Origin of the sequence: Enterobacter sp. E20 (assembly GCF_000801755.2) — a bacterium.
GTDB classification, from domain to species: Bacteria; Pseudomonadota; Gammaproteobacteria; order Enterobacterales; family Enterobacteriaceae; genus Enterobacter; species Enterobacter asburiae_B.
Genome location: NZ_CP012999.1, coordinates 457,190 through 480,483, shown reverse-complemented (window position 1 = coordinate 480,483; position 23,294 = coordinate 457,190). Strand labels below are relative to the sequence as shown.

Below are 23,294 nucleotides of genomic sequence, written 5' to 3'. Positions count from 1 at the left end.
TTAATAATATGTTGAAAGTGAGTGTCATATCACTCATACAGCGCGAAACAGCTCACAAAAATACACGCAACAGTTTCGTTTGCAAGATAAAATGTTGATAGCACCATAACTATAGGTTTTTACACTATTTTCCTCTCCCCAACCGGGGAGAGGAAATAAGAAAATTCGATTACAGAATTTCCAGCAGCTCGACTTCAAAGACCAGGGTGCTGAATGGCGGGATGGACGCGCCAGCGCCGCGCTCGCCGTAGGCCAGGTTATGCGGGATGGTCAGCTCCCATTTGGAACCGACCGGCATCAGGGTCAGAGCTTCGATCCAGCCTGCGATCACGCCGTTGACCGGGAATTCAGCCGGTTCGCCGCGCGCCACGGAGCTGTCGAACACGGTACCATCGATCAGCTTACCGGTGTAATGCACGCGAACGTGGTCGGTACGCGCCGGGATTGCGCCGTCGCCCTGATTGATCACGCGGAACTGCAGACCAGACTCGGTGCTGTTCACGCCTTCACGCTCGCGGTTCTCTTCCAGATATTTCACACCTTCGGCCGCCATCTCTTCGAAGCGCGCGCGACGCACGGCGTCAGCACGTTCGTGGATTTCACGCAGCGCACGGTGCACAACGTCTACCGGAACGGCAGGCTGTTTGCCTTCCAGCGCGTCAGCGATACCCGCCACCAGCGCTTCAGGTAACAGACCTTCCAGGCCGGATTCGCTCAGCTGCTGTCCTACCTGCAAGCCGATACCGTAACTTGCCTGCGCTTCGATAGTGTCAAAAGTCGGGGTGGTCATGGGTTTTCCTTCCATCACATTTAAAGTAGCGGGCAGCATATCAGCCATGCCCTTATGGGTAAAACTTTGTCTGAAGTTAAGGTGACAAACCGCGACGAAACAGAAACAATAGAGATAACCAGGATTAATCCCGAACTGATGTCACGGATGTCGGGTTTACTACGCCGTTCAGGCAGTTAGCAAACTATACTTCGGGGCACAGGATAAAAAATACGCGGAGCAGGAGGAGTGCCATGCCCGGGCGATTTGAACTGAAACCTACCCTGGCGAAAATCTGGCAGGCGCCGGACAATTTTCGCATCATGGACCCGCTGCCTCCTCTGCATCGCAGAGGGATCATCATTGGCGCGCTGATGGTGATCGTGGGCTTCCTGCTTCCTTCCGGGGGCGATGATGTCGATACCGCACCCGTCACCCGCAATGCCCAACTGGACATTCAGTCGCAGACGCGGCCGCAGCCTGACGCACAGCCGATGCAAACGCAGCTTGTGACCCCGTCTAACGATCCGGGTCAGGTCGCGCCGGTTGAGCCAGAACCTATTCAGGATGAACAGCCGCAGGTTCAAGCCGCCGCCCCGTCTCAGCCTCAGACGCAACAGCCTACCGGCATTGAGCAACAGTGGCGTTCCTATCGCGTAGAGCCGGGTAAAACGCTGGCACAGCTGTTCCGCGACCACAATCTGCCGCCAACCGACGTGTATGCCATGGCGAAGGTGGAAGGTGCGGGTAAACCGCTCAGTAACCTGCAGAATGGACAGATGGTACAGGTTCGCCAGAATGCCAGCGGGGTGGTGACAGGATTAACGATTGATACGGGAAATGGACAACAGGTGCTGTTTACCCGCCAGCCAGACGGCAGTTTTATCAGGGCGCGTTAAGACCCGGAACTGTAAAAAGCAAAACGCCGGCACAAGGCCGGCGTTTCAACGTGAGCAGAGTAAAAAATTACTCAGCTACAACGTTAACAACCAGTTTAGCGAACACTTCGCTGTGAACCTGGAAGTCAACTTCGTGCTCACCAGTGGTACGCAGAACGCCGTTCGGCAGACGAACTTCGCTCTTAGCCACTTTAACGCCTGCTGCAGAAACTGCATCAGCGATATCGCGGGTACCGATGGAACCGAACAGTTTACCTTCGTCGCCTGATTTAGACGCGATGGTAACGGTGCCCAGTGCGTTGATTGCTTCAGCGCGAGCGTTAGCAGCCGCCAGAACGTCAGCCAGTTTGGCTTCCAGTTCAGCGCGACGTGCTTCGAAAAACTCTACGTTTTTCTTGGTAGCTGGAACAGCTTTACCCTGTGGAACCAGGAAGTTACGTGCGTAACCCGCTTTAACGTTAACCTGATCACCCAGGCTGCCCAGGTTTGCTACTTTATCAAGCAGAATAACTTGCATTACCTTATCCTCTTAAAGTCGTATTAATGGACCGTGCCCGATTACTGATGACGATCAGTGTACGGCAGCAGGGACAGGTAGCGAGCGCGTTTGATAGCGCGAGCCAGCTGACGCTGGTATTTTGCACGAGTACCGGTGATACGGCTTGGGACAATCTTACCGCTTTCGGTGATGTAGTTTTTCAGCGTTGCGATATCTTTATAGTCGATCTCTTGAACGCCTTCCGCGGTGAAACGGCAGAACTTGCGACGACGGAAATAACGTGCCATATGGCTAGTCTCCAGAATCTATCAAATCAATCTGCTCGGCATGCAGAACCATTTTGCTCAGGCCGTTCTTTGCCTTGTGGCAAGAGATGAACCCCTGAACGATTACTGCGCTACCGACCGTTAAACTGTGAGTAATGGCCTGGTTTTCGTGTCCGCTAATAATAACGGGCATTTGGCACCACGCCTGCCGGTGAAACCCGGCTTCCTCTTGCACAGAACGATGCTCAAGCACGAACTGGCAATGCGGAATTCCTGATGGACTGACCTTTCGAAGGGGAGCCCTGCATACGATGCCGGACAACGCCAGACGGTTGGTCATCAGAAATTACTCTTCAGAATCCCCAGCATCAGAATCATCTGCGGTTTCGTTTGCGAAATCATCGCGACGCTCACGGCGCTCGTCTTTCGCTTTAACCATCGGAGATGCTTCGGTAACTGCGTTTTTGGTACGCATAACCATGCTGCGGATAACGGCATCGTTGAAGCGGAAGGTAGTTTCCAGCTCATCGATCACTTCCTGCGGCGCTTCAACGTTCATCAGAACGTAGTGTGCTTTGTGCAGTTTGTTGATCGGGTAAGCCAGCTGACGGCGGCCCCAGTCTTCCAGACGGTGGATCGTACCTTCTGCACCAGTGATGGCAGCAGAGTAACGCTCGATCATACCCGGAACCTGTTCGCTCTGGTCAGGATGGACCATAAAAACGATTTCGTAATGACGCATCGAATTGCTCCTTACGGATTATTCAGCCTCCTGTCTGGGTCAGCCGAGGCCCGGGGAGGCAAGGAACGTGTTAAAGGTCGGCTGAAAAATTGACGCGTCATAATACTTGCGCGCCCCTGGAAACTCAAGCTGATTGCACAAATAATTCGCACAAAGCGCGAAGCGGGTCTAAGTGGGTGATTTAAAATTGGTCACACCCGGAAGCGTTGTTTTTTTGAACAACTGCATCAGAAATGGTCACGCATCCCCGCCGGATGAGTGATTACACTTTAATCAGAGATCGCCTGAATTAAAGAAGGAGCATCCCCCCTCTCGCAGCACGTAGTCGTGGAGCGCATATCATGAAAAAAATCGCATTAGCCATAATGGCGGCGCTTTTGCTCAGTGCAAACGCGATGGCAGCCATCAAGATAGACAGCCGACAGGCCAGAAACATGGATGATGTGCAAAGCTTGGGCGTAATTTACATCAATCATAATTTCGCCACGGAAAGTGAAGCAGATCAGGCATTAAACGAAGAAACCGATGCGCAGGGCGCAACCTATTATCACGTGATGTTAACCCGTGAGCCCGGCAGCAACGGCAACATGCACGCCAGTGCAGATATTTACCGATAACGCTTTAACGCTAGCACCAGGAAAGCCAACAACGAGAACATAACCATAGTTGACGTTGCCCCCTGCCCGGGGGCTTTTTTTGTGAATAGCTCCGGAATACTCCCGGTAAAAGAGCCCCCTAAGATCCTCCACATGCTGGAAGATCAGGGCGTCAAAGTGCTGCGCGTTTACAGGTGCTGGCGGAAAAAAGCCACCGTAGCGTCCAGCGCCGTTGGCGTGATGCGGTGGCGGACGCCCGGTTCCCACAGGCAGGTCAGATTACCGTCCAGCCCTTCATTGATTAACGCCTGCTGCAGACGGAAGGTTCCCTCAGGTGGGACCACATCATCCGCGTCACCGTGCCACAGCAGCAGCGGGCGATCGGCCACGCGCGGCAATGCCCGGGTCACTTCCCACTCTGCCAGCGTCGCCGTCATTTCCGTTAAATCCTGAGGGGGGAAAAGGGTCTTCGCCAGCGAAGTAAAGTAGCCCGAGCCCATCAGACAGGCGACAGACTTCACTTCAGGATGATGCGTCATAATCCCCAGCGCCGTCATACCGCCCATCGATGCCCCGGCTACCGCCAGACGATTGTCGGCCACCAGCCCTGCCCCATAAAGCGCATCGCGCAGCCCAGCAAACTCGGTCAGACTCCCGTGCAGAATCTGCCAGAACTGACCCAGCCGCGCCTGTTCATTACCCGTAAAGCGTGCGCCGTGGTCGGGTGCATCTGGCATCACCACGCGAAAACCCGCCTGCGCCAGCGCTACCGCAAAATAACTGTAAACCAGCTTCGATGAGGTAAACCCGTGATAAAAAACGACAACAGGCAGCGGTTTATCACGTTTACCCGCCGGCATCGCGTGTAAAATTTCATGGTCGCCGAGGTGGCGTATTTCAATTTCAATCATTGTCGACCCTGTGCGAATCTATGATTCATAATGTTGAGAACTGGGTTACGCTTTCGCGTCATTTTCATTCGAAATATACGTCCCAGATAACACTTCGGGAACATTCCCCCAAAACTAAATTCACAGCCAACTACACTATGGCTATCAGGAAACGAGATATGGTTATGCGCAGGTTTGCTGCTTTATTGCTGGTGTTTCTGCTGAGTGGCTGTAGCGCGCTGCAGGGAACACCGCAACCCGCTCCACCGGTCGCCGATCATCCACAGGAGATTCGTCGTAATCAGACGGAAGGATTACAACGAATGGGCACCATCTCCGCGCTGGTTCGCGGTTCTCCGGATGACGCAGAATCGGCAATAAAAGCACAGGCCGTCGCTGCCAAAGCAGATTATTACGTCATCATTATGATCGACGAAACCATCATAACGGGACAATGGTATTCACAGGCCATTTTGTACCGTAAATAATGGTTTTCCTTTGAACGAGATTTACACTGCTTTGCGTCCATAGACATTTTCCTGTCCACAATAAACTCCAAGCCCGCGTTAATGGAAGGGAGTTTATTAGCGAAGGATTGCCCGGCGGATACCGGATATATGTGAAATGGAGCTGACGATGAAACGAACTCTTGCTTTGACCTCACTGTTGCTCTCAGCAGGCCTGCTGAGCACCACCGCGCAGTCAGCAGAATTCGCCAGTGCTGATTGTGTGACTGGCCTGAATGAAATTGGCCAGATCTCCGTGAATAATATATCGGGGAGCCCGCAAGACGTTGAACGTGTCGTGGCATTAAAGGCCGATGAGCAGGGTGCTTCATGGTATCGCATCATCCAGATGCAGGAAGATAACCATATCGATCGCTGGCGGGTACAGGCCATTCTCTACGTGTAAACTCCCTCCTGATAAAAGCCACTTATTTTTAGTGGCTTTTCGTTTTTGCAAATTTTTTATCTTATATAAAACCAATAAAGAACAATTAAATAACATTTTGTTACATAAAAACAGTAAACGTAATCCCCGCTCTGCCGTTGAAGAACCATAACTTTTCAATGATGAGCAATTTATGATCAACTTTTTCCGCCGTGCGGGCCTGGGGTCGAAACTCTCGCTGCTAACTGGCGTCAGTGTCGCCACGCTGTTTCTACTATTCACTTTTCTGCTCAGCCAAAAAGCCAGCCAGCAGCTTGAAGCCCTTGCGGTCGAAGATCTGCATAATCAGTCCACCGGCATGGTCGACATGGTGCAGATGTTCAACACCAGCCTGAGTGAAGAGGTTGAGAGCTATACCCGTCTGTTTACCACCTTTTTACCGCAGCCCCTGAACATTGATACTTCCCAAACCCAGACGATTAACGGGCTCAGCGTTCCGCTTCTGAAAGGCGGAGAAACCGGGCTGCATGAAAACAACACGCTCTCGGACGAGTTCCTGAACCGTACGGGAGCCATTTCGACGCTGTTTGTACGCAGCGGTAACGACTTTGTTCGAGTAGCCACTTCCCTGCGCAAAGAGAATGGCGATCGGGCAATGGGTACCGTTCTGGATAACGCCAGCCCGGCCTTTGCCGCCGTCAACAAAGGTGAAGTGTACCGCGGCCTGGCGCTGCTGTTCGGCAAACGCTACATCACCCAGTACCAGCCCGTTAAAAACGCCGAAGGGCAGGTCATTGCGATTGTCTTTGTCGGGGTGGACATCACCCACTCCTGGAACGTCATGCGCGAGAAAATCCTCAACCGCCGCCTTGGCGAGAGCGGTCGCTTCTTCGTGCTGGATCGCAGCAACGGCAAAACGCGTGGGCAATACCTGTTCCACGCCAGCGAAGAGGGAAAACTGCCGAAATGGGACGGCGCGACGCAGCAACAGCTTCTGAGTGACAAACCCGGCACGCTGGAGCGTACAAGCGACGACGGCCGGACGCTGAAAATGGCCTATACCCCGCTGCCGGGCTGGAACTGGACTATCGTGGGCGAAGTGGATAAATCGGTGCTGCTCTCAAGCGTTACCGCCATGCGCGATCGCTTCCTGCTGGCCGGCGTGGTCTTATCCATCCTTTTTGCTGGCCTGTTCGTGGTCATTATTCGCCGCGTGCTGACCCGACCGCTGCGCAACGTGATCCATCTTGCCCGTCAATATGCCGCAGGGGATCTCCGTTCCAGCCTGCCCGTGACGCGTCAGGACGAAGTCGGCCAGCTGATCGATGCCATCAACGGCATCGGCGGCGGCCTGCAAAAAATTGTCCTGCAGGTCCGTGAGGCTGCAGGCGAGATCCATTTGGGCACCAACGCGCTGGCCGCCGACACTGGCGAGATTTCAGAGCAGATCAACAAGCAGGCCAGCAGCGTGGAGGAGACGTCCGCCAGCATGGAGCAGCTGGCCGCCACCGTGCAGCAAAATGCCGCCAACATGGAGCAAACGCAGCAGCTGGTGGGTGAAACCTCGCTCGCGGTCCATCAGGGCGGTGAGACGGTCACCCATGCGGTGTCGACCATGGACGACATTCGCGAAGCGTCAAAACGCATCGAAGACATCACGCGCGTGATCGAATCCATCGCTTTCCAGACCAATATTCTGGCGCTGAATGCGGCTGTGGAAGCGGCTCGCGCGGGCGAGCACGGTAAAGGGTTTGCGGTAGTCGCGCAGGAAGTTCGCGCGCTGGCGGGTCGCAGTGCTAACGCGGTGAAGGAGATTGAGCAGCTGATTGGCGATACGCTCAGAAAAGTGAGTGAGGGTCATGCGCTGTCTGAACGGACGCGCCTGGCGATGGACGACATCATCATTCATATCGATAACATCAGCCAGCTGGTCACCGAGATTAACCATGCCTCACGCGAGCAGTCCGCCGGGATCGGCCAGGTGAATCTCGCCATGACCCATATTGGCGAAGCGTCGCATATCAATGCCGACCGCATCTCACGCAGCGAACAAACCGCTCAAACGCTGCGCGAGAAGGGTTCACACCTGACTCAGCTGGTGAGCCTGTTCCAGCTAAAAGGCTAACCGACTCTGCCCGTCGCACGCAGCAGCAGGTCGCTTTGCACCTGCTCGCTCATCAGCGTGCCGCCACGGGTATCCAGCATCATGCGGCACCACGCCTGCGCCACCGGGGGCGATGCGTGCCGCAGCATCTGGCTTCCGGCACCCAACAAGAAAAGCTGCTGCGCGATCTCTCGCCCCTGCGCCTCCTGCGGTTTACGCAGTTTTTGCTGAAGCTGTCGCCAGCTGCGGTCGAAGTGTCTGTCCTGCCCTTTCACCTGCGCAAACTCGTCGGCAAGCAGGTCGTGAATACCCGGCTGCTTCGCCAGCACGCGCAGAACGTCCAGGCACATAATATTTCCTGACCCTTCCCAGATGATGTTCACCGGCATCTCGCGGTACAGGCGGGGAAGTTCGCTCTCTTCGCAATATCCATTCCCACCCAGCACCTCCATCGCCTCAGCCACAAACGGGATACCTGCTTTACAGACGCTAAATTTCGCGGCCGGGGTAAACAGCCGCGCCCAGGCGGCCTCCTGCGGATCGGCACGCTTGTCCCACGCCCGGGCCAGGCGGAACAGCAGCGCCGTGTGCCCCTCCAGCACCAGCGCCATCCGGCTTAATGCTTCCCGCATTAACGGCTGATCGATGAGGTTTTTGCCGAAGGTCTGACGCTGGTGGGCATGGTACAGCGCCACCGAGAGCGCCCGACGCATCAGTCCGTGGCTGCCCAGCGCGCAGTCAAAGCGCGTCAGACCGCCCATTTTGAGGATCTGCCGTACCCCTTCGCCCTCTTCCCCCAACAGCCAGCCGGAGGCATCGAGAAACTCCGCCTCGCTGCTGGCGTTGGAACGGTTACCGAGCTTGTCCTTAAGGCGCTCCAGACGCACGGCGTTGCGCTGTCCGTCAGGCAAAAAGCGCGGCACAAAAAAGCAGGATAGCCCGCCCTTCGCCTGGGCCAGCACCAGGTGCGCATCGCTTTGCGGGACGGAGAAAAACCATTTATGCCCCACCAGCCTGTAGCTGCCGTCGCTGCATTTTTCCGCTTTGGTGGTGTTGCTGAGCACGTCCGAGCCGCCCTGCTTTTCCGTCATCCCCATGCCAATCAGCAGGCCGCGCTTTTGCGCGCCAGGGGCGAGATGCGGATCGTAGCGATCGCTGAGCAGCGGCGTCAGCCAGTCGTGAAATGCTTTGGGGAGCGCCTGCTGCAGCAGCGGCGTGGCGGCGAACGTCATGGTGACCGGGCAAAGCGTGCCTGCCTCTACCTGAGCATGAAGCACAAAGCGTGCGGCCCGAGCGACAAACGACCCTTTACGCGCCTCCTCTTCCCACGCCAGGTTATGCACGCGGTTGGCGCAAAGCCCCTGCATCAGCAAGTGCCATGCCGGATGAAAACGCACGTCGTCCAGCCGCTCTCCGGTGGCGTCATAGCGTAGTAACTCCGGAGGATTAACGTTTGCCAGCCGGCCCAACTCCAGAGACTCCGCGGTGCCCAACTGCTGTCCGATGCTGGCGAGCAGCTCAATATCCCACTCGGCCCCTTCACGCGCGACCGCATCGCGCAGGGCGCAGTCCGAGAGGAAAAGGTTGCTGTTGGAAAGCGGTGCAGGTTGATTGAAAACGGTATGGGTCTGCCAGTGCATGCTGTCTCCCTCCTTCAGTGGCAATGACGATAAGTATGGACAGACCGCGCGCACGCTGCATGGGAGGGGAGTCACACGTTCACGATCCCGCTGATATCATTCGTGAAATAGCTCACAGAACATAAGAATAAACTATTTCATGACTCCGCTTTTGTTGAATAATTTATTCTTACAACCTTAAGTGAGGATCGTTATGCAACCGGACGCGCACAAGCGAGCATTAATTGCAGGCTCCATTGGTAACTTTATCGAGTGGTATGAGTTTGCGGTCTACGGTTTTCTGGCGACCGTCATTGCGAAAAACTTCTTCCAGCTTGAAGGAGAGGCGGGGCTGACCAGCCTGATCCTCACCTACGCCTCGTTTGCCATCGCCTTCTTCTTCCGCCCGCTGGGTGCGGTGGTGTTTGGCCGCATCGGCGACCGGATTGGCCGTAAGCCGACGCTCATCATCGTGCTGGTGCTAATGACGCTCGCTACCGCCGCTATCGGCATTGTGCCGGTCTACGCCAGCATCGGGATTGCCGCGCCGCTGATTATTACGCTGCTGCGCATCCTGCAGGGGCTGTTCGCGGGCGGCGAGTACGGCGGTGCGGTCTCGCTGATGACGGAATTCGCCCCGCGCGGCAAGCGTGGGCTCTATGGCGCGTGGCAGTCCTTTACCGTGGCGCTGGGGCTGCTGGCGGGCGCAGGCATCGTGGCGCTGCTCTCCACCCTTCTCACGCCTGAAGCCCTGCACGACTGGGGCTGGCGCATTCCGTTCTTCCTGGCGCTGCCTATGGGCGTTGTGGCGCTGTGGCTTCGCGTCAGTATGGAAGAGACACCGAGCTTTGTGCAGCAGCAGGATAAACCGGCTGTCGCTCAGGCGGATACTGCCGCCACGCTCCGGGCCATCGTGATGGGAATCGGGCGCGTCATGGTCTGGTCTGCGGCGGGGTATACCTACCTGGTGATTATGCCGACCTATCTTCAGTCGGCGCTGCACACCGGGTTCAACCAGGCGCTGTTGATAGCGGTGATTTCGAATATTGGTTTTGCGCTGACCATCATTCCGTCGGGGATCCTGAGCGACCGGATCGGCCGCCGCACGGTGATGATTCTCGCCACCGCGCTGCTGCTGATCCTCGCCCTGCCGCTGCTGAAAATCCTGCAGGCGGAGTCGAGTACGCTGGCGGTGAAGGCTGTTGTGGTGCTGATTGCGGGCGGTCTGGTGGGCATGCTGGCGGGGCCGGGCCCGGCGATGCTGTCTGAGATGTTCCCGACGCGCGTGCGCTATACGGGGCTGGGGCTGGCCTACTCGTTGTCGAACGCGATTTTCTCGGGATGCGCTGGGTTAATTATTACCGGGCTGATTAAGCAGACGGGCAACCTGGATATTCCGGCGTATTACGTGATGGCGACGGCGGTAGTGAGTATTTTCGCGCTGATGACGCTGAGGAAGGACGACCATTTGCGGTCACTGGAGGAGTGAGGTTGTCACCGTCTGGTGCCCTCACCCAGCCCCTCTCCAACGGGGAGAGGGAGAAAACACAAAAGGCCGTCCTGTGGACGGCCTTGCTGTTTATTCTCCGCGCTGACGCACCGCTTCAAACAGGCAGATGCCCGTCGCAACGGAAACGTTCAGGGACGACACGCTGCCCGCCATCGGGATGCTAATCAGCTCGTCGCAGTGCTCGCGGGTCAGACGACGCATGCCTTCGCCTTCCGCACCCATCACCAGCGCCAGACGGCCGGTCATTTTGCTCTGGTACAGAGTATGATCCGCTTCACCGGCGGTACCGACGATCCAGATGTTCTCTTCCTGCAGCAGACGCATAGTGCGCGCCAGGTTAGTCACGCGGATCAGCGGAACGTTTTCCGCCGCGCCGCAGGCCACCTTCTTCGCCGTCGCGTTCAGCTGCGCGGAGCGATCTTTCGGCACGATCACCGCGTGCACGCCCGCCGCATCGGCGCTGCGCAGGCACGCGCCGAGGTTGTGCGGATCGGTAACGCCGTCGAGGATCAGGAAGAACGGGTTATCCAGCTCGGCAATCAGATCCGGCAGATCGTTTTCCTGATACTGACGACCCGGCTTCACGCGGGCAATGATCCCCTGGTGGACCGCGCCTTCGCTTTTCTCATCCAGGAACTGGCGATTCGCCAGCTGGATCACCACGCCCTGCGCTTCCAGGGCGTGGATCAGCGGCATCAGACGCTTATCTTCACGCCCTTTCAGAATAAACACTTCCTGAAAACGCTCCGGTGCGCGCTCGAGAAGGGCCTGCACCGCGTGGATGCCGTAAATCATTTCACTCATTGATGGTTCTCGTAATAAGTATTTCCCCTCCCCCCGCTGGGGAGAGGGTCAGGTTGAGGGGAGAATTTACTCCGCCTGCTTTTTCTTGGCCGCGCGCTTCGCTTTAGTGGCGGCAGCGATTTTCTGCGTTTTCGCGGAAGGTTTTTTCGCTGAACGGGCTTCTTTCTTCGCCGCCTTCGGCTTCTGTTTCTTCTCGCCGCGGAACGCGCTGTCCGGCTCGAAGTTTACCTTCTTGCCCGCCTGACGACGTTTACCGCCGCCCGGTTTACCGTTACCGGTTTTTTTCGCCCTTTCACGCTCGGTTTTACCGACGTTACGCGGCGCGCGCTCGCTGGAGATTAGGCTGAAGTCGATCTTACGGTCGTCCATATTCACGGCTTCGACCTTCACTTCCACACGGTCGCCCAGACGGTAGGTCTGGCCGCCAGATTCGCCAATCAGGCGCTGGCCGACCTGGTCGAAGCGGTAGTAGTCGTTATCCAGGCTGGAGACGTGCACCAGACCGTCGATGAACAGCTCGTCCAGACGAACGAAGAAACCAAAGCCGGTCACGCTGGCAATCACGCCTTTAAAGACGTTACCGACCTGATCGAGCATAAAGTCACACTTCAGCCAGTCCGCCACGTCGCGTGTTGCTTCATCGGCACGACGTTCGGCCATGGAGCAGTGCTGACCCAGCTGCAGCATCTCTTCCATCGAATAGTGGTAGCCACCGGTTTCGGTGGTGTTCCCTTTATGGCCCTGCTCCTGCGCCAGCAGATACTTGATCGCACGGTGCAGAGAGAGGTCAGGATAACGACGGATCGGCGACGTAAAGTGGGCGTAAGACTGCAGCGCCAGGCCGAAGTGTCCGCGGTTTTCCGGATCGTAAATCGCCTGCTTCATAGAGCGTAACAGCATCGTCTGCAGCATTTCTGCGTCAGGACGGTCGCCAATAGACTCCAGCAGCTCAGCGTAATCGCGCGGCTCTGGCTTGTTGCCGCCGGGCAGTTCCAGACCCAGTTCAGCCAGCACGGAGCGGAACGACGTAATGGCTTCCGTGGTCGGCTTATCGTGAATACGGAACAGCGCAGGCTCTTTGGCTTTCTCGACGAATCGTGCCGCCGAGATGTTCGCCAGGATCATACACTCTTCGATCAGCTTGTGCGCATCGTTACGCTGGGTCTGCTCGATACGCTCAATGCGGCGTTCGGCGTTGAAAATGAATTTCGCTTCTTCGCTCTCAAACGAGATCCCTCCGCGCTCTTCGCGCGCCTGATCCAGCGTTTTGTAGAGGTTATGCAGCTCTTCGATGTGTTTGACCAGCGGCGCGTATTGTTCGCGCAGATCCTGGTCGCCCTGCAGCATATGCCAGACCTTGGTATAGGTCAGACGCGCGTGCGAGCTCATCACCGCTTCGTAGAACTTATAGCCGGTTAAGCGCCCTTTGGTGGAGATGGTCATCTCGCAAACCATACAGAGACGGTCAACCTGCGGGTTCAGGGAACACAGGCCGTTAGACAGCACTTCCGGCAGCATCGGCACGACCTGGGACGGGAAGTAGACCGAGGTACCGCGGCTGCGGGCTTCGTTATCCAGCGGGGTGTGCGGACGGACGTAATAGCTTACGTCAGCGATAGCAACCCACAGACGCCAGCCACCACCGCGTTTTTTCTCACAGTATACGGCGTCATCAAAGTCGCGGGCGTCTTCACCGTCGATAGTGACCAGCGGCAGGGAGCGCAGATCCACGCGGCCCACTTTGGATTCTTCAGGCACTTCTTCGCGCAGGCTTTCGATCTGCTCTTCAACCGCTTTCGGCCAGATGTACGGAATTTCATGGGTACGCAATGCCATATCAACGGCCATCGTGGTGCCCATGTTGTCGCCAAGCACTTCGACGATTTTACCTACCGCTTTGGTGCGACGGGTTGGGCGCTGGGTGAGTTCAACCACCACCACAAAGCCCATGCGGGCGCCCATCACCTCTTCAGGTGGGATCAGAATGTCGAAGCTCAGACGGCTGTCGTCCGGCACCACGAAGCCTACGCCCGCGTCGGTAAAGTAGCGGCCGACGATCTGGCTGGTTTTTGGCACCAGAACGCGTACCACGCGCGCTTCGCGGCGGCCTTTACGGTCAGCGCCCAGCGGCTGCGCCAGGATCTGGTCGCCGTGGATGCACATTTTCATCTGTTCAGATGAGAGGTACAGATCGTCTTTACGGCCTTCCACGCGCAGGAAGCCGAAGCCATCGCGGTGACCAATGACGGTCCCTTTCAGCAGATCGAGGCGTTCTGGCAGCGCGTAGCACTGGCGGCGGGTAAAGACCAGCTGCCCGTCACGCTCCATCGCGCGCAGGCGGCGGCGAAGGGCTTCAATTTGCTCTTCACCTTCAATGTTTAATTCAACGGCAAGTTCTTCACGATTGGCGGGTTTTTCGCGTTTTGTTAAGTGTTCAATGATGAACTCGCGGCTGGGAATAGGATTCGCGTATTTTTCGGCTTCGCGTTCCTGGAAAGGATCATGTGACATGTCGGTTCCTCCGTTGTCAGCTCCGGTGGAAATTTTCTTCATTCCACCAGCAATAATTTATAAAGCGGTTGATTCTCTTCAACCAAATCGGCCAGCGTGTAGTTATCCAGTTCCATGAGAAAACTTTGCACGGCCTTTGAAAGCGCCTTTTTCAGGCGGCAAGCGGGCGTGATGTGGCAGAACTCGCTGCTGCAGTTCACCAGAGACAGCGGCTCCAGTTCACGTACCACATCGCCAACACGAATACTCTGTGCCGGTTTACCGAGACGGATCCCACCATTCTTCCCGCGGACGGCAGCAACGTATCCGGCACGACTAAGTTGATTGATTATTTTGACCATATGATTACGGGATACGCCATAGACCTCTGTCACTTCAGAGATACTGGTCATCTTCCCCTCGGGTAACGACGCCATGTAAATCAGCGCACGTAAGCCGTAATCGGTGAAACTTGTTAACTGCACATCAACCTCAGGAAAAAGGGAAAACGCGGTCAAACCGCAGAGATATTCATTAATGATGATAAACCAGCCAGATAGTTAGCGGCTAATTTATTTGACAGACGGGGCGAAAAAGCGGAGATCCAGGAGCGGTCGCCGGATGGCGCTACGCTTATCCGGCCTGCGGGTCTCCCCGCAGGCCAGCAGTCACGAAGATTATGCGTCGAACGGGTCGCGCAGGATCATCGTTTCAGTACGATCCGGGCCGGTAGAAATAATATCGATCGGCACTTCGGTCAGTTCTTCAATACGCTTGATGTAATCCAGCGCCGCCTGCGGCAGGCCGCTACGCTCTTTCACACCGAAAGTGGTCTCAGACCAGCCCGGCATGGTTTCGTAGATTGGCTCAATGCCTTCCCAGTCGTCAGCAGCCAGCGGAGTGGTGGTCACTTCGCGTCCATCTGGCATACGGTAGCCTACGCAGATTTTCACTTCTTTCAGGCCGTCCAGTACGTCCAGCTTGGTCAGGCAGAAGCCAGACAGGGAGTTGATCTGCACTGCGCGACGCACTGCAACCGCATCCAGCCAGCCGGTACGACGACGACGACCGGTGGTCGCGCCAAACTCGTTACCCTGCTTGCAGAGGAACTCGCCGGTTTCATCAAACAGCTCGGTCGGGAATGGACCCGCACCCACGCGAGTGGAGTACGCTTTGATGATGCCCAGTACGTAATCCACATAACGTGGCCCCAGGCCAGAGCCGGTCGCCACGCCACCTGCTGTGGTGTTAGAGGACGTTACGTACGGATAGGTACCGTGGTCGATGTCCAGCAGCGTACCCTGCGCACCTTCGAACATGACGAAATCGCCACGCTTGCGTGCCTGGTCCAGCAGATCGGACACATCAACAACCATACCGGTCAGAATGTCAGCGATCGCCATGACGTCATCCAGCACTTTCTGGTAGTCAACAGCGTCAGCTTTGTAGAAGTTCACCAGCTGGAAGTTGTGATATTCCATCACTTCTTTCAGTTTTTCAGCGAAGGTTGCTTTGTCGAAGAGGTCGCCCACGCGCAGACCGCGACGTGCAACTTTATCTTCGTAAGCCGGACCGATACCACGACCGGTGGTGCCGATCGCTTTCGCGCCGCGCGCTTTCTCACGCGCTACGTCCAGCGCCACGTGATAATCCAGGATCAACGGGCAGGCTTCGGAGAGCAGCAGACGCTCACGAACAGGGATACCACGGTCTTCCAGACCTTTCATCTCTTTCATCAGCGCAGCAGGAGACAGCACAACGCCGTTACCGATGATGCTGGTGACGTTATCACGAAGAATGCCTGATGGAATAAGATGGAGGACGGTTTTTTCACCGTTGATTACGAGAGTATGGCCTGCGTTGTGACCGCCCTGGTAGCGTACAACATATTTAGCCCGTTCAGTCAGAAGATCAACAATCTTCCCTTTACCTTCGTCACCCCATTGGGTGCCCAGTACGACGACGTTGTTACCCATTTTTTTCAAAATCACCGTTTGCTTAAAAATGGATTCTACCATCGCTTTTTCAGATATACAGCACTTTTTGACCTCAAAATACGCCGATTGCGCCTACTTTTTGATCAGCCAATCGTTTTCCTCAACATGTAGTAGATCACGATGCCCGCAACCACAAGACCGCCGCCAAAACGACGCAAAATATTATCCGGCAGCTGACTCATCGTGGCGATCATTCGGCGCCAGGCACGCGGATAAAGCATCGGTCCAAGACCTTCCAGCACCAGGACCAAAGCCAGTGCGAGCCAGATCGTTGAATTCATTTTTATTCCTTATAAAAGAAAACCACCGCTCCGTTGGGAGCGGTGGTTTGAATACTCAAACGGGCCTGAGTTTATCGCGTTGCGTTAGTCGGCGTCTTCATATAACGGAAGAAATCGCTGTCCGGGCTGAGCACCATCACATCCTGGTTGCTCTGGAAGCTATTCTCGTAAGCGCGCAGGCTACGGATAAAGGCGTAGAAGTCAGGATCCTGGCTGAAGGCATCCGCGAACAGCTTCGCCGCTTCGGCATCGCCTTCACCGCGCAGGATACGGCCCTGGCGCTCAGATTCCGCCAGCGTCTTGGTGACTTCGTAGTCCGCTGCAGCACGCAGCTTCTCAGCCTCTTCCTGGCCCTGTGAACGGTGACGACGGGCTACCGCTTCACGCTCGGCGCGCATACGGTTGTAAATCGCCTCGGACACTTCTACTGGCAGGTTGATCTGCTTAATACGCACGTCAACGACTTCGATACCCAGCGCAGCCATACTGTTCGGGTTGATCACCGGCACTTTACCGTTGGTCTCCGCCTGAACGCGTTCAGCCGCTTTGGCAATCGCATCATCTGCTGCCGGCGTTGAAACTTCGTCTTCAGTGCCCGCTGTACCGGAGTTCAGCGCATCGCGAACTTCCAGGGTCAGACGACCACGGGAGTCGGTCACGATGTCTTTCACATCCAGACGACCAATCTCGGAACGCAGGCGGTCAGAGAACTTACGTTTCAGCAGCACTTCTGCCTGAGAAACGTCACCGCCGCCCGTTGCCAGGAAGTAACGGCTGAAATCGCTGATGCGCCATTTGATATAGGAATCAACGATCAGGTCTTTCTTCTCTTTGGTCACGAAACGGTCGGCCTGGTTATCCATGGTCTGGATACGCGCATCAAGCGTTTTCACGGACTGAATAAACGGCACCTTGAAGTGCAGACCCGGCTCGTAAATCACCGGGCGTTTGTCGCCGTCACGCACGACGCTGCTGAACTGGAACTTAATCCCACGCTCGCCTTCTTTCACCACAAAGATCGAGGTATAAAGCGCGACCAGTACGATGACGATGATCGCAATAACTGACTTACGCATCCTTATTCCCCCTGACGCTGGTAGTCGTTACGCTGCGCGTTAGCACGGCGTTGGTCCATAATGTCACCATCGTTCGAAGAAGGCGTTGTGTTCGTGCTGGCGCTGCCTGTTGAGGCTGGCGGCAGACGCAGCAGGTTATTCGCGCCGCTGGTGTCGCCTTTCGCTGCTGGTGCAGAACCGCCTTTCAGCATCTGATCCAGCGGCAGAACCATCAGGTTTCCGCCTTTACTGTCGTTAACCAACACTTTGCGGGTGTGGCTCAGCACTTTTTCCATGGTCTCGATATAGAGACGCTCACGGGTAATTTCCGGTGCCGCTTTATATTCCGGCAGGATCTTCGCAAAGCGAGCCACTTCACCCTGAGCTTCCAGGATGGTCTGCGTCTTATACGCGCGCGCTTCTTCCAGAATACGCTGCGCCTGACCGTTAGCGCGTGGCTGAACTTCGTTGGTGTACGCTTCTGCTTCACGGATGTACTGCTGTTCGTTTTCACGAGCAGCAATCGCATCGTCAAATGCGGCTTTCACCTCTTCCGGCGGACGCGCAGCCTGGAAGTTGACGTCCAGCAGAGTAATACCCATGTTGTACGGACGAATGGTCTCTTCCAGCTCGCGCTGGGTATCGCTACGAATAACGGTACGACCTTCGGTCAGAATACGGTCCATGGTGTATTTACCGATCACACCGCGCAGGGCGCTGTCGGTCGCCTGACGCAGGCTGTCATCGGCGCTGGTCACGCTAAACAGATAACGCTCAGGATCGGTCACGCGGTACTGCACGTTCATCTCAACGCGCACCACGTTTTCGTCAGAGGTCAGCATCACGCCAGAGGCGGCCAGTTCACGGACGGATTCCACGTTTACCGCGGTCACATCGTCAATGAAGGTCGGCTTCCAGTTCAGACCCGGCTCAACCAGATGGCTGAACTTACCGAAACGGGTGACTACGCCGCGTTCTGCTTCTTTAATGGTGTAGAACCCGCTGGCTGCCCAGATGATGACTACCGCAGCGGCCACGATGCCCACCACGCGGCCACCCATTGGCGGGCGCGAACTCTGAGTGGAATTGCCACCCGAGCCAGAACCTTTTCCTCCGCCAAGGCCACCAAGCTTCTTGCTCAGTTTGCGGAAGATATCATCCAGATCCGGCGGCCCCTGCTCGCGACCACCTTTGTTGCCATTTCCCTCAGAGTTGCCGCCAGGTTTGCTGCTTCCCCACGGGTCGCGGTCTTGTCCGTTATTACCGGGCTGATTCCACGCCATGTATATGCTCCATATTTGTTATGCAAGGGCGAATTATTCAGGCATCCCCTTTCTGATCAGACGATGTAGTCGACCAGCGCAGGTTCTTGTTTACAGAGGCGACGCCAGTCAACGATCGGCATACGCACCTGCATCCCCACGCTGCCGTCATCCTCCATCCACTCTTTTTCTATCGCCTGAAGCTGATAAAACCGGCTGCGCAGCCTGCCTTCCTGTGGCGGCAGTCGCAGCGTGTGCTGAGCTACCTCACCGGAAAGACGTTCTGTCAAAGCCTGGAAAAGCAGTGGCACACCAATACCGGTCTGGGCAGAAAGCCAGACCCGAATCGGTTTGTTTTCTTCATCTCTGTCGATACGCGGTTCGAAATCGTCCAGCATATCGATCTTATTCATGACCAACAGCGTTGGGATCTCGTGGGCGTCGATCTCTTCGAGCACCACGTTCACCGCGTCGATGTTCTCCTGCACGCGCACGTCTGCCGCATCAATCACGTGCAGCAGCAGAGTCGCCTGTCGCGTCTCCTGCAGGGTGGCTTTAAACGCCGCCACCAGGTCATGCGGCAGGTGGCGGATAAACCCTACGGTATCCGCCAGCACCGTTTCACCGACGTCTGCAACGTCAATACGGCGCAGCGTAGGGTCCAGGGTCGCAAACAGCTGGTCTGCGGCATACACCTGGGCCTCGGTTATCTGGTTAAACAGGGTGGATTTACCGGCGTTGGTATAGCCCACCAGCGACACCGTCGGGATATCGGCTTTGGTTCGCGCCCGACGCCCCTGTTCGCGCTGTTTCTCTACACGTTCCAGACGTGAAAGGATCTGGGTAATTCGGCCACGCAGCAAACGACGGTCGGTTTCGAGCTGGGTTTCACCCGGGCCGCGCAAACCAATCCCGCCTTTTTGTCTTTCAAGGTGTGTCCAGCCACGCACCAGACGCGTTGCCAGATGGCGCAGCTGCGCCAGCTCAACCTGCAGTTTCCCTTCGTGGGTACGTGCACGCTGAGCAAAAATATCTAAAATCAAACCCGTGCGATCGATAACACGGCATTCGCAAAGGGCTTCCAGGTTGCGCTCCTGGGCTGGAGACAGCGCATGATCAAACAACACGACTGACGCGCCGGTTGCTTTTACGGCATCCGCAATTTCGACTGCTTTACCTTCACCAACAAAATACTTTGGGTGCGGCGCTTTACGGCTACCGGTAATCACCTGCATTGCTTCGACACCGGCGGAAGAGACCAGAGATTCAAACTCCTGGAGGTCTTCCATATCTTTGTCTTGCGAAAAATAGATGTGTACCAGCACCGCCTGCTCACCGGCATCATAACGGTCAAACAAGCGTAAACCTCTCTAAAAAGATCAGCGGGGAACGCAGGATCCCTGGCTCCCCGTGTGGATAACAGTGCGAAACCTTATTCGGTCTCGTCGCTGTCCTGCGCCGGCGTTGAAGAACCCTGCGCGCTGCTGCCATGATGGTAGTTACTACCAGTGCCGCCGCCAGCGTTATTGCTGTGATGAGATACCGGACGGGACGGAACAACAGTAGAAATAGCGTGCTTGTAGACCATCTGACTGACCGTGTTTTTCAACAGAATCACAAACTGATCGAAAGACTCAATCTGACCTTGCAGCTTAATACCATTCACCAAATAAATAGAAACTGGAACACGTTCCCGACGCAATGCGTTCAGGAACGGATCTTGTAAAGATTGCCCCTTAGCCATTCTATCTTTTCCTTATATGCTTGTTTTGTACTTAGAACCTTGCGATTCTGAAAAATTGCGCACGATACGTCTCAATTGTACACATTCAGTGAGCGATATCACCAACAACCTCAATCACTTCGTTTAACGCCTGTTGCGGTTTTTCACTGTCTAACCAGTGAACCCCCTCCCAACCGCGCAACCAGGTGATCTGGCGCTTCGCTAACTGTCTCGTGGCGCAAACACCTCTATAAACCATTTCATCGTATGAAATCTCACCTTCAAGATACGACCACATCTGGCGGTATCCCACACAACGAATGGAAGGCATGTCCGTATGCAAATCTCCACGGGCAAATAGCGCCCGCACTTCTGCTTCAAAATCTGAAGCTAACATCTGATGAAAACGCTGCTCAATTCGCTGATGGAGCAGTTCACGGCTCGCCGGGGCGATGGCGAACTGATGCACCTGATACGGCAGAGCGTCTCCTGACGTTTGCGTCAGTTCCGTTAAAGTTTTACCCGAAATGAAAAAAACTTCCAGTGCCCGGGAAAGCCTTTGCGGATCATTTGGATGGATCCGTGCTGCAGCAACCGGGTCAATCTCCGCCAGTTGCTGATGCAAAACGTCCCAACCCTGCTCTGCCGCCTGCTGCTCAATTTTCGCTCTTATTTCCGGATCCGCGGATGGCAGAGGTGACAACCCCTCCAGCAACGCCTTGAAATAGAGCATGGTTCCGCCAACCAACAGCGGTATACGTCCCGCCGCCGTTATCTCGGCCATCTCGGCTAAGGCATCCCGGCGGAAATCCGCTGCGGAGTACGCCTGAGCCGGGTCGAGAATATCCAGCAAACGGTGCGGTGCCGCACGCAACTCTTCTGCGTCAGGCTTCGCCGTGCCGATGTCCATCCCCCGGTAGATGAGGGCGGAGTCGACGCTAATCAACTCTACAGGCAAAACTTTACGCAACTCAATGGCTAGCGCCGTTTTGCCGGAGGCCGTTGGGCCCATTAAAAAAATTGCCTTAGGCAGGCTCGCCTTACTTGCGTCAATCATGTTTCAGGGCGTTCATCGCCGTTTGTAAATCAACAGGTTGTAATAACCCACCCGGCGGCGTTTTCACCAGATGCGGACAGAGGCGTTCCACCTCCGCCAGCACGCTAATGGCCTGCGCCATACTCCACGGCGCGTGTTCGCTTGCCAGATGGCGGGCGATCCACTGCGCGGTGTTGGCGGCATCAAACGACGTTTGCTGCGCCAGGTAGCCTATCAGTTCAGGAATCAAGTTTTGTAAATTTTGTTGGCGTAAGGGTAAAGGCACTGCACGAATTGTCACATGTTGTGGTTCGAGCACAGTTTCAATACCCATTTGCGCCAGCTGCGGCTCTGCGCGCTGCAATACCCTCGTTTCATCAGGGGATATTTTCAGGCGAACCGGAATTAATAACGGCTGCGCGCAGGCTGCATTTTCGCCTGGCGTAAGCTGCACCTGCTTGAGCCAGCGTTCGGCGACCGGCAGTGCCAGAAGCATCAGTTTGCCGTCACGTTCAAGCAGTGCCATATCCGGCGCGATAATCGTCAGCACCCGGCCAAAACTTTGGCTATGGCCGTCCAGAGAAGGCTGAGCGGCGGGAATGTGCTCTTTTCGCTCCACGGCGGGCGTTTCCAGCAGCTTGCGGTACAACGCGCCCTGCTGCTTCTGATAGCCAGGCTGTGCATTCGGGTAGTTCGCGCCCGTTGGACGCGGTGCGCTCCCGGCCTGGGAGAAACGCGGAGCTTCCGGTTCACGCGCGACGGCAGGCTCAGCAAAATGGTTGCGGCCCGCCGCCAGACGGTTTTCCGGCAGCGGACGCGGCGCAGGCGCGTCGTTTTCCAGCGGCAAAGTTGGCTCTGCCTGCTGCTGCAACACGGCGGCCACGCCCTGATAAATGAAGTCGTGAACCAGACGCGACTGGTGGAAACGCACCTCATGCTTGGCAGGATGAACGTTCACATCCACCTGATGAGGGTCGATTTCCAGATAAAGGACGAAAGCTGGCTGCTGATCGGCCCCGAGTTTGTCTTCGCAGGCCTGGCGAATCGCGTGATTGATGAGACGGTCGCGCATCATGCGCCCGTTCACGTAGCAATACTGAATTTCAGAGAACGCAGCACTGCTCGCGTTTGGATCGGCAACCCAGCCGCGTAAAGCCAGATCGCCGTGCTGCCACTCAATGGCCAGAGCCTGTTCCAGAAACGGCGTCCCGCAGATAGCGCCCAGGCGACGCTCTTTCTGTCCGCCTTCCGCCACCGCGCGGTACTGACGCATCACCTTACCGTTATGGCTGAGGTTGATGGCGACATCGAATCGGGCGAGCGCGATACGGCGAATGATCTCGTCGATATGGCCGAACTCGGTCTTCTCGGTACGCATAAACTTGCGTCGGGCGGGGGTGTTGTAGAACAGATCCAGGACTTCCAGCGTCGTGCCGACAGGGTGCGCCGCGGGTTTGACCGTCACATCCATATCGCGCCCTTCGGCGTAAGCCTGCCAGGCTTCCTGCTGTTCAGCGGTACGGGAAGTGAGCGTTAAGCGCGAAACGGAGCTAATACTGGCCAGCGCTTCGCCGCGAAAACCGAGGCTAATAATCGCTTCCAGATCGTCCAGAGAGGCAATTTTACTGGTGGCGTGACGAGCCAGCGCCAGCGCCAGCTCCTCTTTTTTAATGCCGCAGCCGTTGTCGCGAATACGGATAAGCTTCGCGCCACCGCGTTCGATATCAATATCGATGCGGGTTGCGCCCGCATCGAGGCTGTTTTCCACCAGCTCCTTCACCACCGACGCAGGGCGTTCCACCACCTCACCGGCGGCGATTTGGTTCGCGAGCTGCGGCGGTAGAACCTGAATCGGCATGAA

Annotated in this window: 24 protein-coding genes; 6 read left to right on the top strand and 18 right to left on the bottom strand. The window is 56.1% G+C overall.

The window, feature by feature from the left end; translation table 11 throughout:
• Nucleotides 1-169: 169 nt before the first annotated feature.
• The gene (gene fklB, locus NI40_RS02275; protein WP_008502892.1) at nucleotides 170-790 is read right to left on the bottom strand and encodes an FKBP-type peptidyl-prolyl cis-trans isomerase; all 621 of its coding nucleotides are present in this window, start codon (nucleotides 788-790) and stop codon (nucleotides 170-172) included.
• A 233-nt stretch (nucleotides 791-1,023) separates the two neighbouring features.
• Here fklB and NI40_RS02270 point away from each other — a divergent pair, with 233 nt between their 5' ends.
• Nucleotides 1,024-1,668, top strand: a complete 645-nt coding sequence (locus NI40_RS02270; RefSeq protein WP_039261036.1) for an OapA family protein — start codon at nucleotides 1,024-1,026, stop codon at nucleotides 1,666-1,668.
• 67 nt (nucleotides 1,669-1,735) lie between these two features.
• Here NI40_RS02270 and rplI read toward each other — a convergent pair whose 3' ends face one another.
• From rplI to rpsF, 4 genes are read right to left on the bottom strand one after another with little or no spacing between them, the layout of a single operon-like run.
• Entirely contained in the window at nucleotides 1,736-2,185 is a 450-nt protein-coding gene (gene rplI, locus NI40_RS02265) for a 50S ribosomal protein L9 (RefSeq protein WP_023310148.1), read from the bottom strand.
• A 41-nt stretch (nucleotides 2,186-2,226) separates the two neighbouring features.
• Nucleotides 2,227-2,454, bottom strand: a complete 228-nt coding sequence (rpsR, locus tag NI40_RS02260) for a 30S ribosomal protein S18 (protein WP_000135199.1) — start codon at nucleotides 2,452-2,454, stop codon at nucleotides 2,227-2,229.
• A gap of 4 nt (nucleotides 2,455-2,458) precedes the next feature.
• Nucleotides 2,459-2,773, bottom strand: a complete 315-nt coding sequence (priB, locus tag NI40_RS02255; protein WP_008502895.1) for a primosomal replication protein N — start codon at nucleotides 2,771-2,773, stop codon at nucleotides 2,459-2,461.
• Nucleotides 2,774-2,779: 6 nt separating this feature from the next.
• A complete protein-coding gene (rpsF, locus tag NI40_RS02250; RefSeq protein ID WP_014068637.1) occupies nucleotides 2,780-3,175 on the bottom strand; it encodes a 30S ribosomal protein S6 in 396 nt (131 codons plus the stop codon).
• Between the two features lie 341 nt (nucleotides 3,176-3,516).
• Between rpsF and yjfY the strand changes: the two genes are divergently transcribed.
• Complete coding sequence (gene yjfY, locus NI40_RS02245) at nucleotides 3,517-3,792, top strand: DUF1471 family protein YjfY (protein WP_010427445.1); 276 nt, start codon at nucleotides 3,517-3,519, stop codon at nucleotides 3,790-3,792.
• Between the two features lie 167 nt (nucleotides 3,793-3,959).
• Here yjfY and yjfP read toward each other — a convergent pair whose 3' ends face one another.
• A complete protein-coding gene (yjfP, locus tag NI40_RS02240) occupies nucleotides 3,960-4,682 on the bottom strand; it encodes an esterase (protein ID WP_039261034.1) in 723 nt (240 codons plus the stop codon).
• Nucleotides 4,683-4,819: 137 nt separating this feature from the next.
• Here yjfP and bsmA point away from each other — a divergent pair, with 137 nt between their 5' ends.
• The 3 genes from bsmA to NI40_RS02225 all read left to right on the top strand — a co-directional run bounded on the left by bsmA (nucleotide 4,820) and on the right by NI40_RS02225 (nucleotide 7,677).
• Nucleotides 4,820-5,149 (top strand): biofilm peroxide resistance protein BsmA, encoded by a 330-nt coding sequence (gene bsmA / locus NI40_RS02235; protein WP_029740376.1) that lies wholly within the window; start codon nucleotides 4,820-4,822, stop codon nucleotides 5,147-5,149.
• Between the two features lie 136 nt (nucleotides 5,150-5,285).
• Nucleotides 5,286-5,573, top strand: a complete 288-nt coding sequence (yjfN, locus tag NI40_RS02230; RefSeq protein ID WP_032665074.1) for a DUF1471 family protease activator YjfN — start codon at nucleotides 5,286-5,288, stop codon at nucleotides 5,571-5,573.
• 172 nt (nucleotides 5,574-5,745) lie between these two features.
• Nucleotides 5,746-7,677, top strand: coding sequence for a methyl-accepting chemotaxis protein (locus NI40_RS02225; protein ID WP_039261033.1), 1,932 nt, complete (start codon nucleotides 5,746-5,748; stop codon nucleotides 7,675-7,677).
• Here NI40_RS02225 and NI40_RS02220 read toward each other — a convergent pair.
• On the bottom strand, nucleotides 7,674-9,296 hold the full coding sequence (locus NI40_RS02220) for an isovaleryl-CoA dehydrogenase (RefSeq protein ID WP_039261031.1): 1,623 nt from the start codon (nucleotides 9,294-9,296) through the stop codon (nucleotides 7,674-7,676). The two genes, NI40_RS02225 and NI40_RS02220, sit on opposite strands and share 4 nt — an antisense overlap.
• A gap of 193 nt (nucleotides 9,297-9,489) precedes the next feature.
• Here NI40_RS02220 and NI40_RS02215 point away from each other — a divergent pair, with 193 nt between their 5' ends.
• Nucleotides 9,490-10,764: an MFS transporter gene (locus NI40_RS02215; RefSeq protein WP_039261029.1), complete on the top strand. Its 1,275-nt coding sequence runs from the start codon at nucleotides 9,490-9,492 to the stop codon at nucleotides 10,762-10,764.
• 90 nt (nucleotides 10,765-10,854) lie between these two features.
• Here the strand turns inward: NI40_RS02215 and rlmB are convergent, their stop codons facing one another.
• The 11 genes from rlmB to mutL form a co-directional block, all read right to left on the bottom strand.
• Nucleotides 10,855-11,589, bottom strand: a complete 735-nt coding sequence (gene rlmB / locus NI40_RS02210; protein WP_010427468.1) for a 23S rRNA (guanosine(2251)-2'-O)-methyltransferase RlmB — start codon at nucleotides 11,587-11,589, stop codon at nucleotides 10,855-10,857.
• A gap of 66 nt (nucleotides 11,590-11,655) precedes the next feature.
• On the bottom strand, nucleotides 11,656-14,100 hold the full coding sequence (gene rnr, locus NI40_RS02205; RefSeq protein WP_039261027.1) for a ribonuclease R: 2,445 nt from the start codon (nucleotides 14,098-14,100) through the stop codon (nucleotides 11,656-11,658).
• Nucleotides 14,101-14,138: 38 nt separating this feature from the next.
• Entirely contained in the window at nucleotides 14,139-14,564 is a 426-nt protein-coding gene (gene nsrR / locus NI40_RS02200; protein ID WP_023334253.1) for a nitric oxide-sensing transcriptional repressor NsrR, read from the bottom strand.
• 192 nt (nucleotides 14,565-14,756) lie between these two features.
• Entirely contained in the window at nucleotides 14,757-16,055 is a 1,299-nt protein-coding gene (locus NI40_RS02195) for an adenylosuccinate synthase (protein WP_024907332.1), read from the bottom strand.
• 104 nt (nucleotides 16,056-16,159) lie between these two features.
• Nucleotides 16,160-16,357, bottom strand: coding sequence for a DUF2065 domain-containing protein (locus NI40_RS02190; protein ID WP_003855996.1), 198 nt, complete (start codon nucleotides 16,355-16,357; stop codon nucleotides 16,160-16,162).
• 71 nt (nucleotides 16,358-16,428) lie between these two features.
• Nucleotides 16,429-17,433 carry a protease modulator HflC gene (gene hflC / locus NI40_RS02185; protein WP_023334250.1) on the bottom strand — a complete coding sequence of 335 codons (1,005 nt, stop codon included), beginning with the start codon at nucleotides 17,431-17,433 and terminating at the stop codon, nucleotides 16,429-16,431.
• A 2-nt stretch (nucleotides 17,434-17,435) separates the two neighbouring features.
• Nucleotides 17,436-18,695 (bottom strand): FtsH protease activity modulator HflK, encoded by a 1,260-nt coding sequence (hflK, locus tag NI40_RS02180; RefSeq protein WP_023310137.1) that lies wholly within the window; start codon nucleotides 18,693-18,695, stop codon nucleotides 17,436-17,438.
• 56 nt (nucleotides 18,696-18,751) lie between these two features.
• Nucleotides 18,752-20,032 (bottom strand): ribosome rescue GTPase HflX, encoded by a 1,281-nt coding sequence (hflX, locus tag NI40_RS02175; protein ID WP_023310136.1) that lies wholly within the window; start codon nucleotides 20,030-20,032, stop codon nucleotides 18,752-18,754.
• Between the two features lie 74 nt (nucleotides 20,033-20,106).
• Nucleotides 20,107-20,418 (bottom strand): RNA chaperone Hfq, encoded by a 312-nt coding sequence (hfq, locus tag NI40_RS02170; protein ID WP_023334248.1) that lies wholly within the window; start codon nucleotides 20,416-20,418, stop codon nucleotides 20,107-20,109.
• An 85-nt stretch (nucleotides 20,419-20,503) separates the two neighbouring features.
• Nucleotides 20,504-21,454, bottom strand: coding sequence for a tRNA (adenosine(37)-N6)-dimethylallyltransferase MiaA (gene miaA, locus NI40_RS02165; RefSeq protein ID WP_023310135.1), 951 nt, complete (start codon nucleotides 21,452-21,454; stop codon nucleotides 20,504-20,506).
• Nucleotides 21,447-23,291, bottom strand: coding sequence for a DNA mismatch repair endonuclease MutL (gene mutL / locus NI40_RS02160; protein ID WP_039261024.1), 1,845 nt, complete (start codon nucleotides 23,289-23,291; stop codon nucleotides 21,447-21,449). Before mutL ends, miaA begins: the two co-directional genes overlap by 8 nt.
• Between the last annotated feature and the right edge of the window lie 3 nt (nucleotides 23,292-23,294).

Bases quoted from the DNA above. Each gene is read 5' to 3' on its own strand.
- fklB (WP_008502892.1), bottom strand. From the start codon at position 790: ATGACCACCCCGACTTTTGACACTATCGAAGCGCAGGCAAGTTACGGT.
- NI40_RS02270 (WP_039261036.1), top strand. From the start codon at position 1,024: ATGCCCGGGCGATTTGAACTGAAACCTACCCTGGCGAAAATCTGGCAG.
- rplI (WP_023310148.1), bottom strand. From the start codon at position 2,185: ATGCAAGTTATTCTGCTTGATAAAGTAGCAAACCTGGGCAGCCTGGGT.
- rpsR (WP_000135199.1), bottom strand. From the start codon at position 2,454: ATGGCACGTTATTTCCGTCGTCGCAAGTTCTGCCGTTTCACCGCGGAA.
- priB (WP_008502895.1), bottom strand. From the start codon at position 2,773: ATGACCAACCGTCTGGCGTTGTCCGGCATCGTATGCAGGGCTCCCCTT.
- rpsF (WP_014068637.1), bottom strand. From the start codon at position 3,175: ATGCGTCATTACGAAATCGTTTTTATGGTCCATCCTGACCAGAGCGAA.
- yjfY (WP_010427445.1), top strand. From the start codon at position 3,517: ATGAAAAAAATCGCATTAGCCATAATGGCGGCGCTTTTGCTCAGTGCA.
- yjfP (WP_039261034.1), bottom strand. From the start codon at position 4,682: ATGATTGAAATTGAAATACGCCACCTCGGCGACCATGAAATTTTACAC.
- bsmA (WP_029740376.1), top strand. From the start codon at position 4,820: ATGGCTATCAGGAAACGAGATATGGTTATGCGCAGGTTTGCTGCTTTA.
- yjfN (WP_032665074.1), top strand. From the start codon at position 5,286: ATGGAGCTGACGATGAAACGAACTCTTGCTTTGACCTCACTGTTGCTC.
- NI40_RS02225 (WP_039261033.1), top strand. From the start codon at position 5,746: ATGATCAACTTTTTCCGCCGTGCGGGCCTGGGGTCGAAACTCTCGCTG.
- NI40_RS02220 (WP_039261031.1), bottom strand. From the start codon at position 9,296: ATGCACTGGCAGACCCATACCGTTTTCAATCAACCTGCACCGCTTTCC.
- NI40_RS02215 (WP_039261029.1), top strand. From the start codon at position 9,490: ATGCAACCGGACGCGCACAAGCGAGCATTAATTGCAGGCTCCATTGGT.
- rlmB (WP_010427468.1), bottom strand. From the start codon at position 11,589: ATGAGTGAAATGATTTACGGCATCCACGCGGTGCAGGCCCTTCTCGAG.
- rnr (WP_039261027.1), bottom strand. From the start codon at position 14,100: ATGTCACATGATCCTTTCCAGGAACGCGAAGCCGAAAAATACGCGAAT.
- NI40_RS02195 (WP_024907332.1), bottom strand. From the start codon at position 16,055: ATGGGTAACAACGTCGTCGTACTGGGCACCCAATGGGGTGACGAAGGT.
- NI40_RS02190 (WP_003855996.1), bottom strand. From the start codon at position 16,357: ATGAATTCAACGATCTGGCTCGCACTGGCTTTGGTCCTGGTGCTGGAA.
- hflC (WP_023334250.1), bottom strand. From the start codon at position 17,433: ATGCGTAAGTCAGTTATTGCGATCATCGTCATCGTACTGGTCGCGCTT.
- hflK (WP_023310137.1), bottom strand. From the start codon at position 18,695: ATGGCGTGGAATCAGCCCGGTAATAACGGACAAGACCGCGACCCGTGG.
- hfq (WP_023334248.1), bottom strand. From the start codon at position 20,418: ATGGCTAAGGGGCAATCTTTACAAGATCCGTTCCTGAACGCATTGCGT.
- miaA (WP_023310135.1), bottom strand. From the start codon at position 21,454: ATGATTGACGCAAGTAAGGCGAGCCTGCCTAAGGCAATTTTTTTAATG.
- mutL (WP_039261024.1), bottom strand. From the start codon at position 23,291: ATGCCGATTCAGGTTCTACCGCCGCAGCTCGCGAACCAAATCGCCGCC.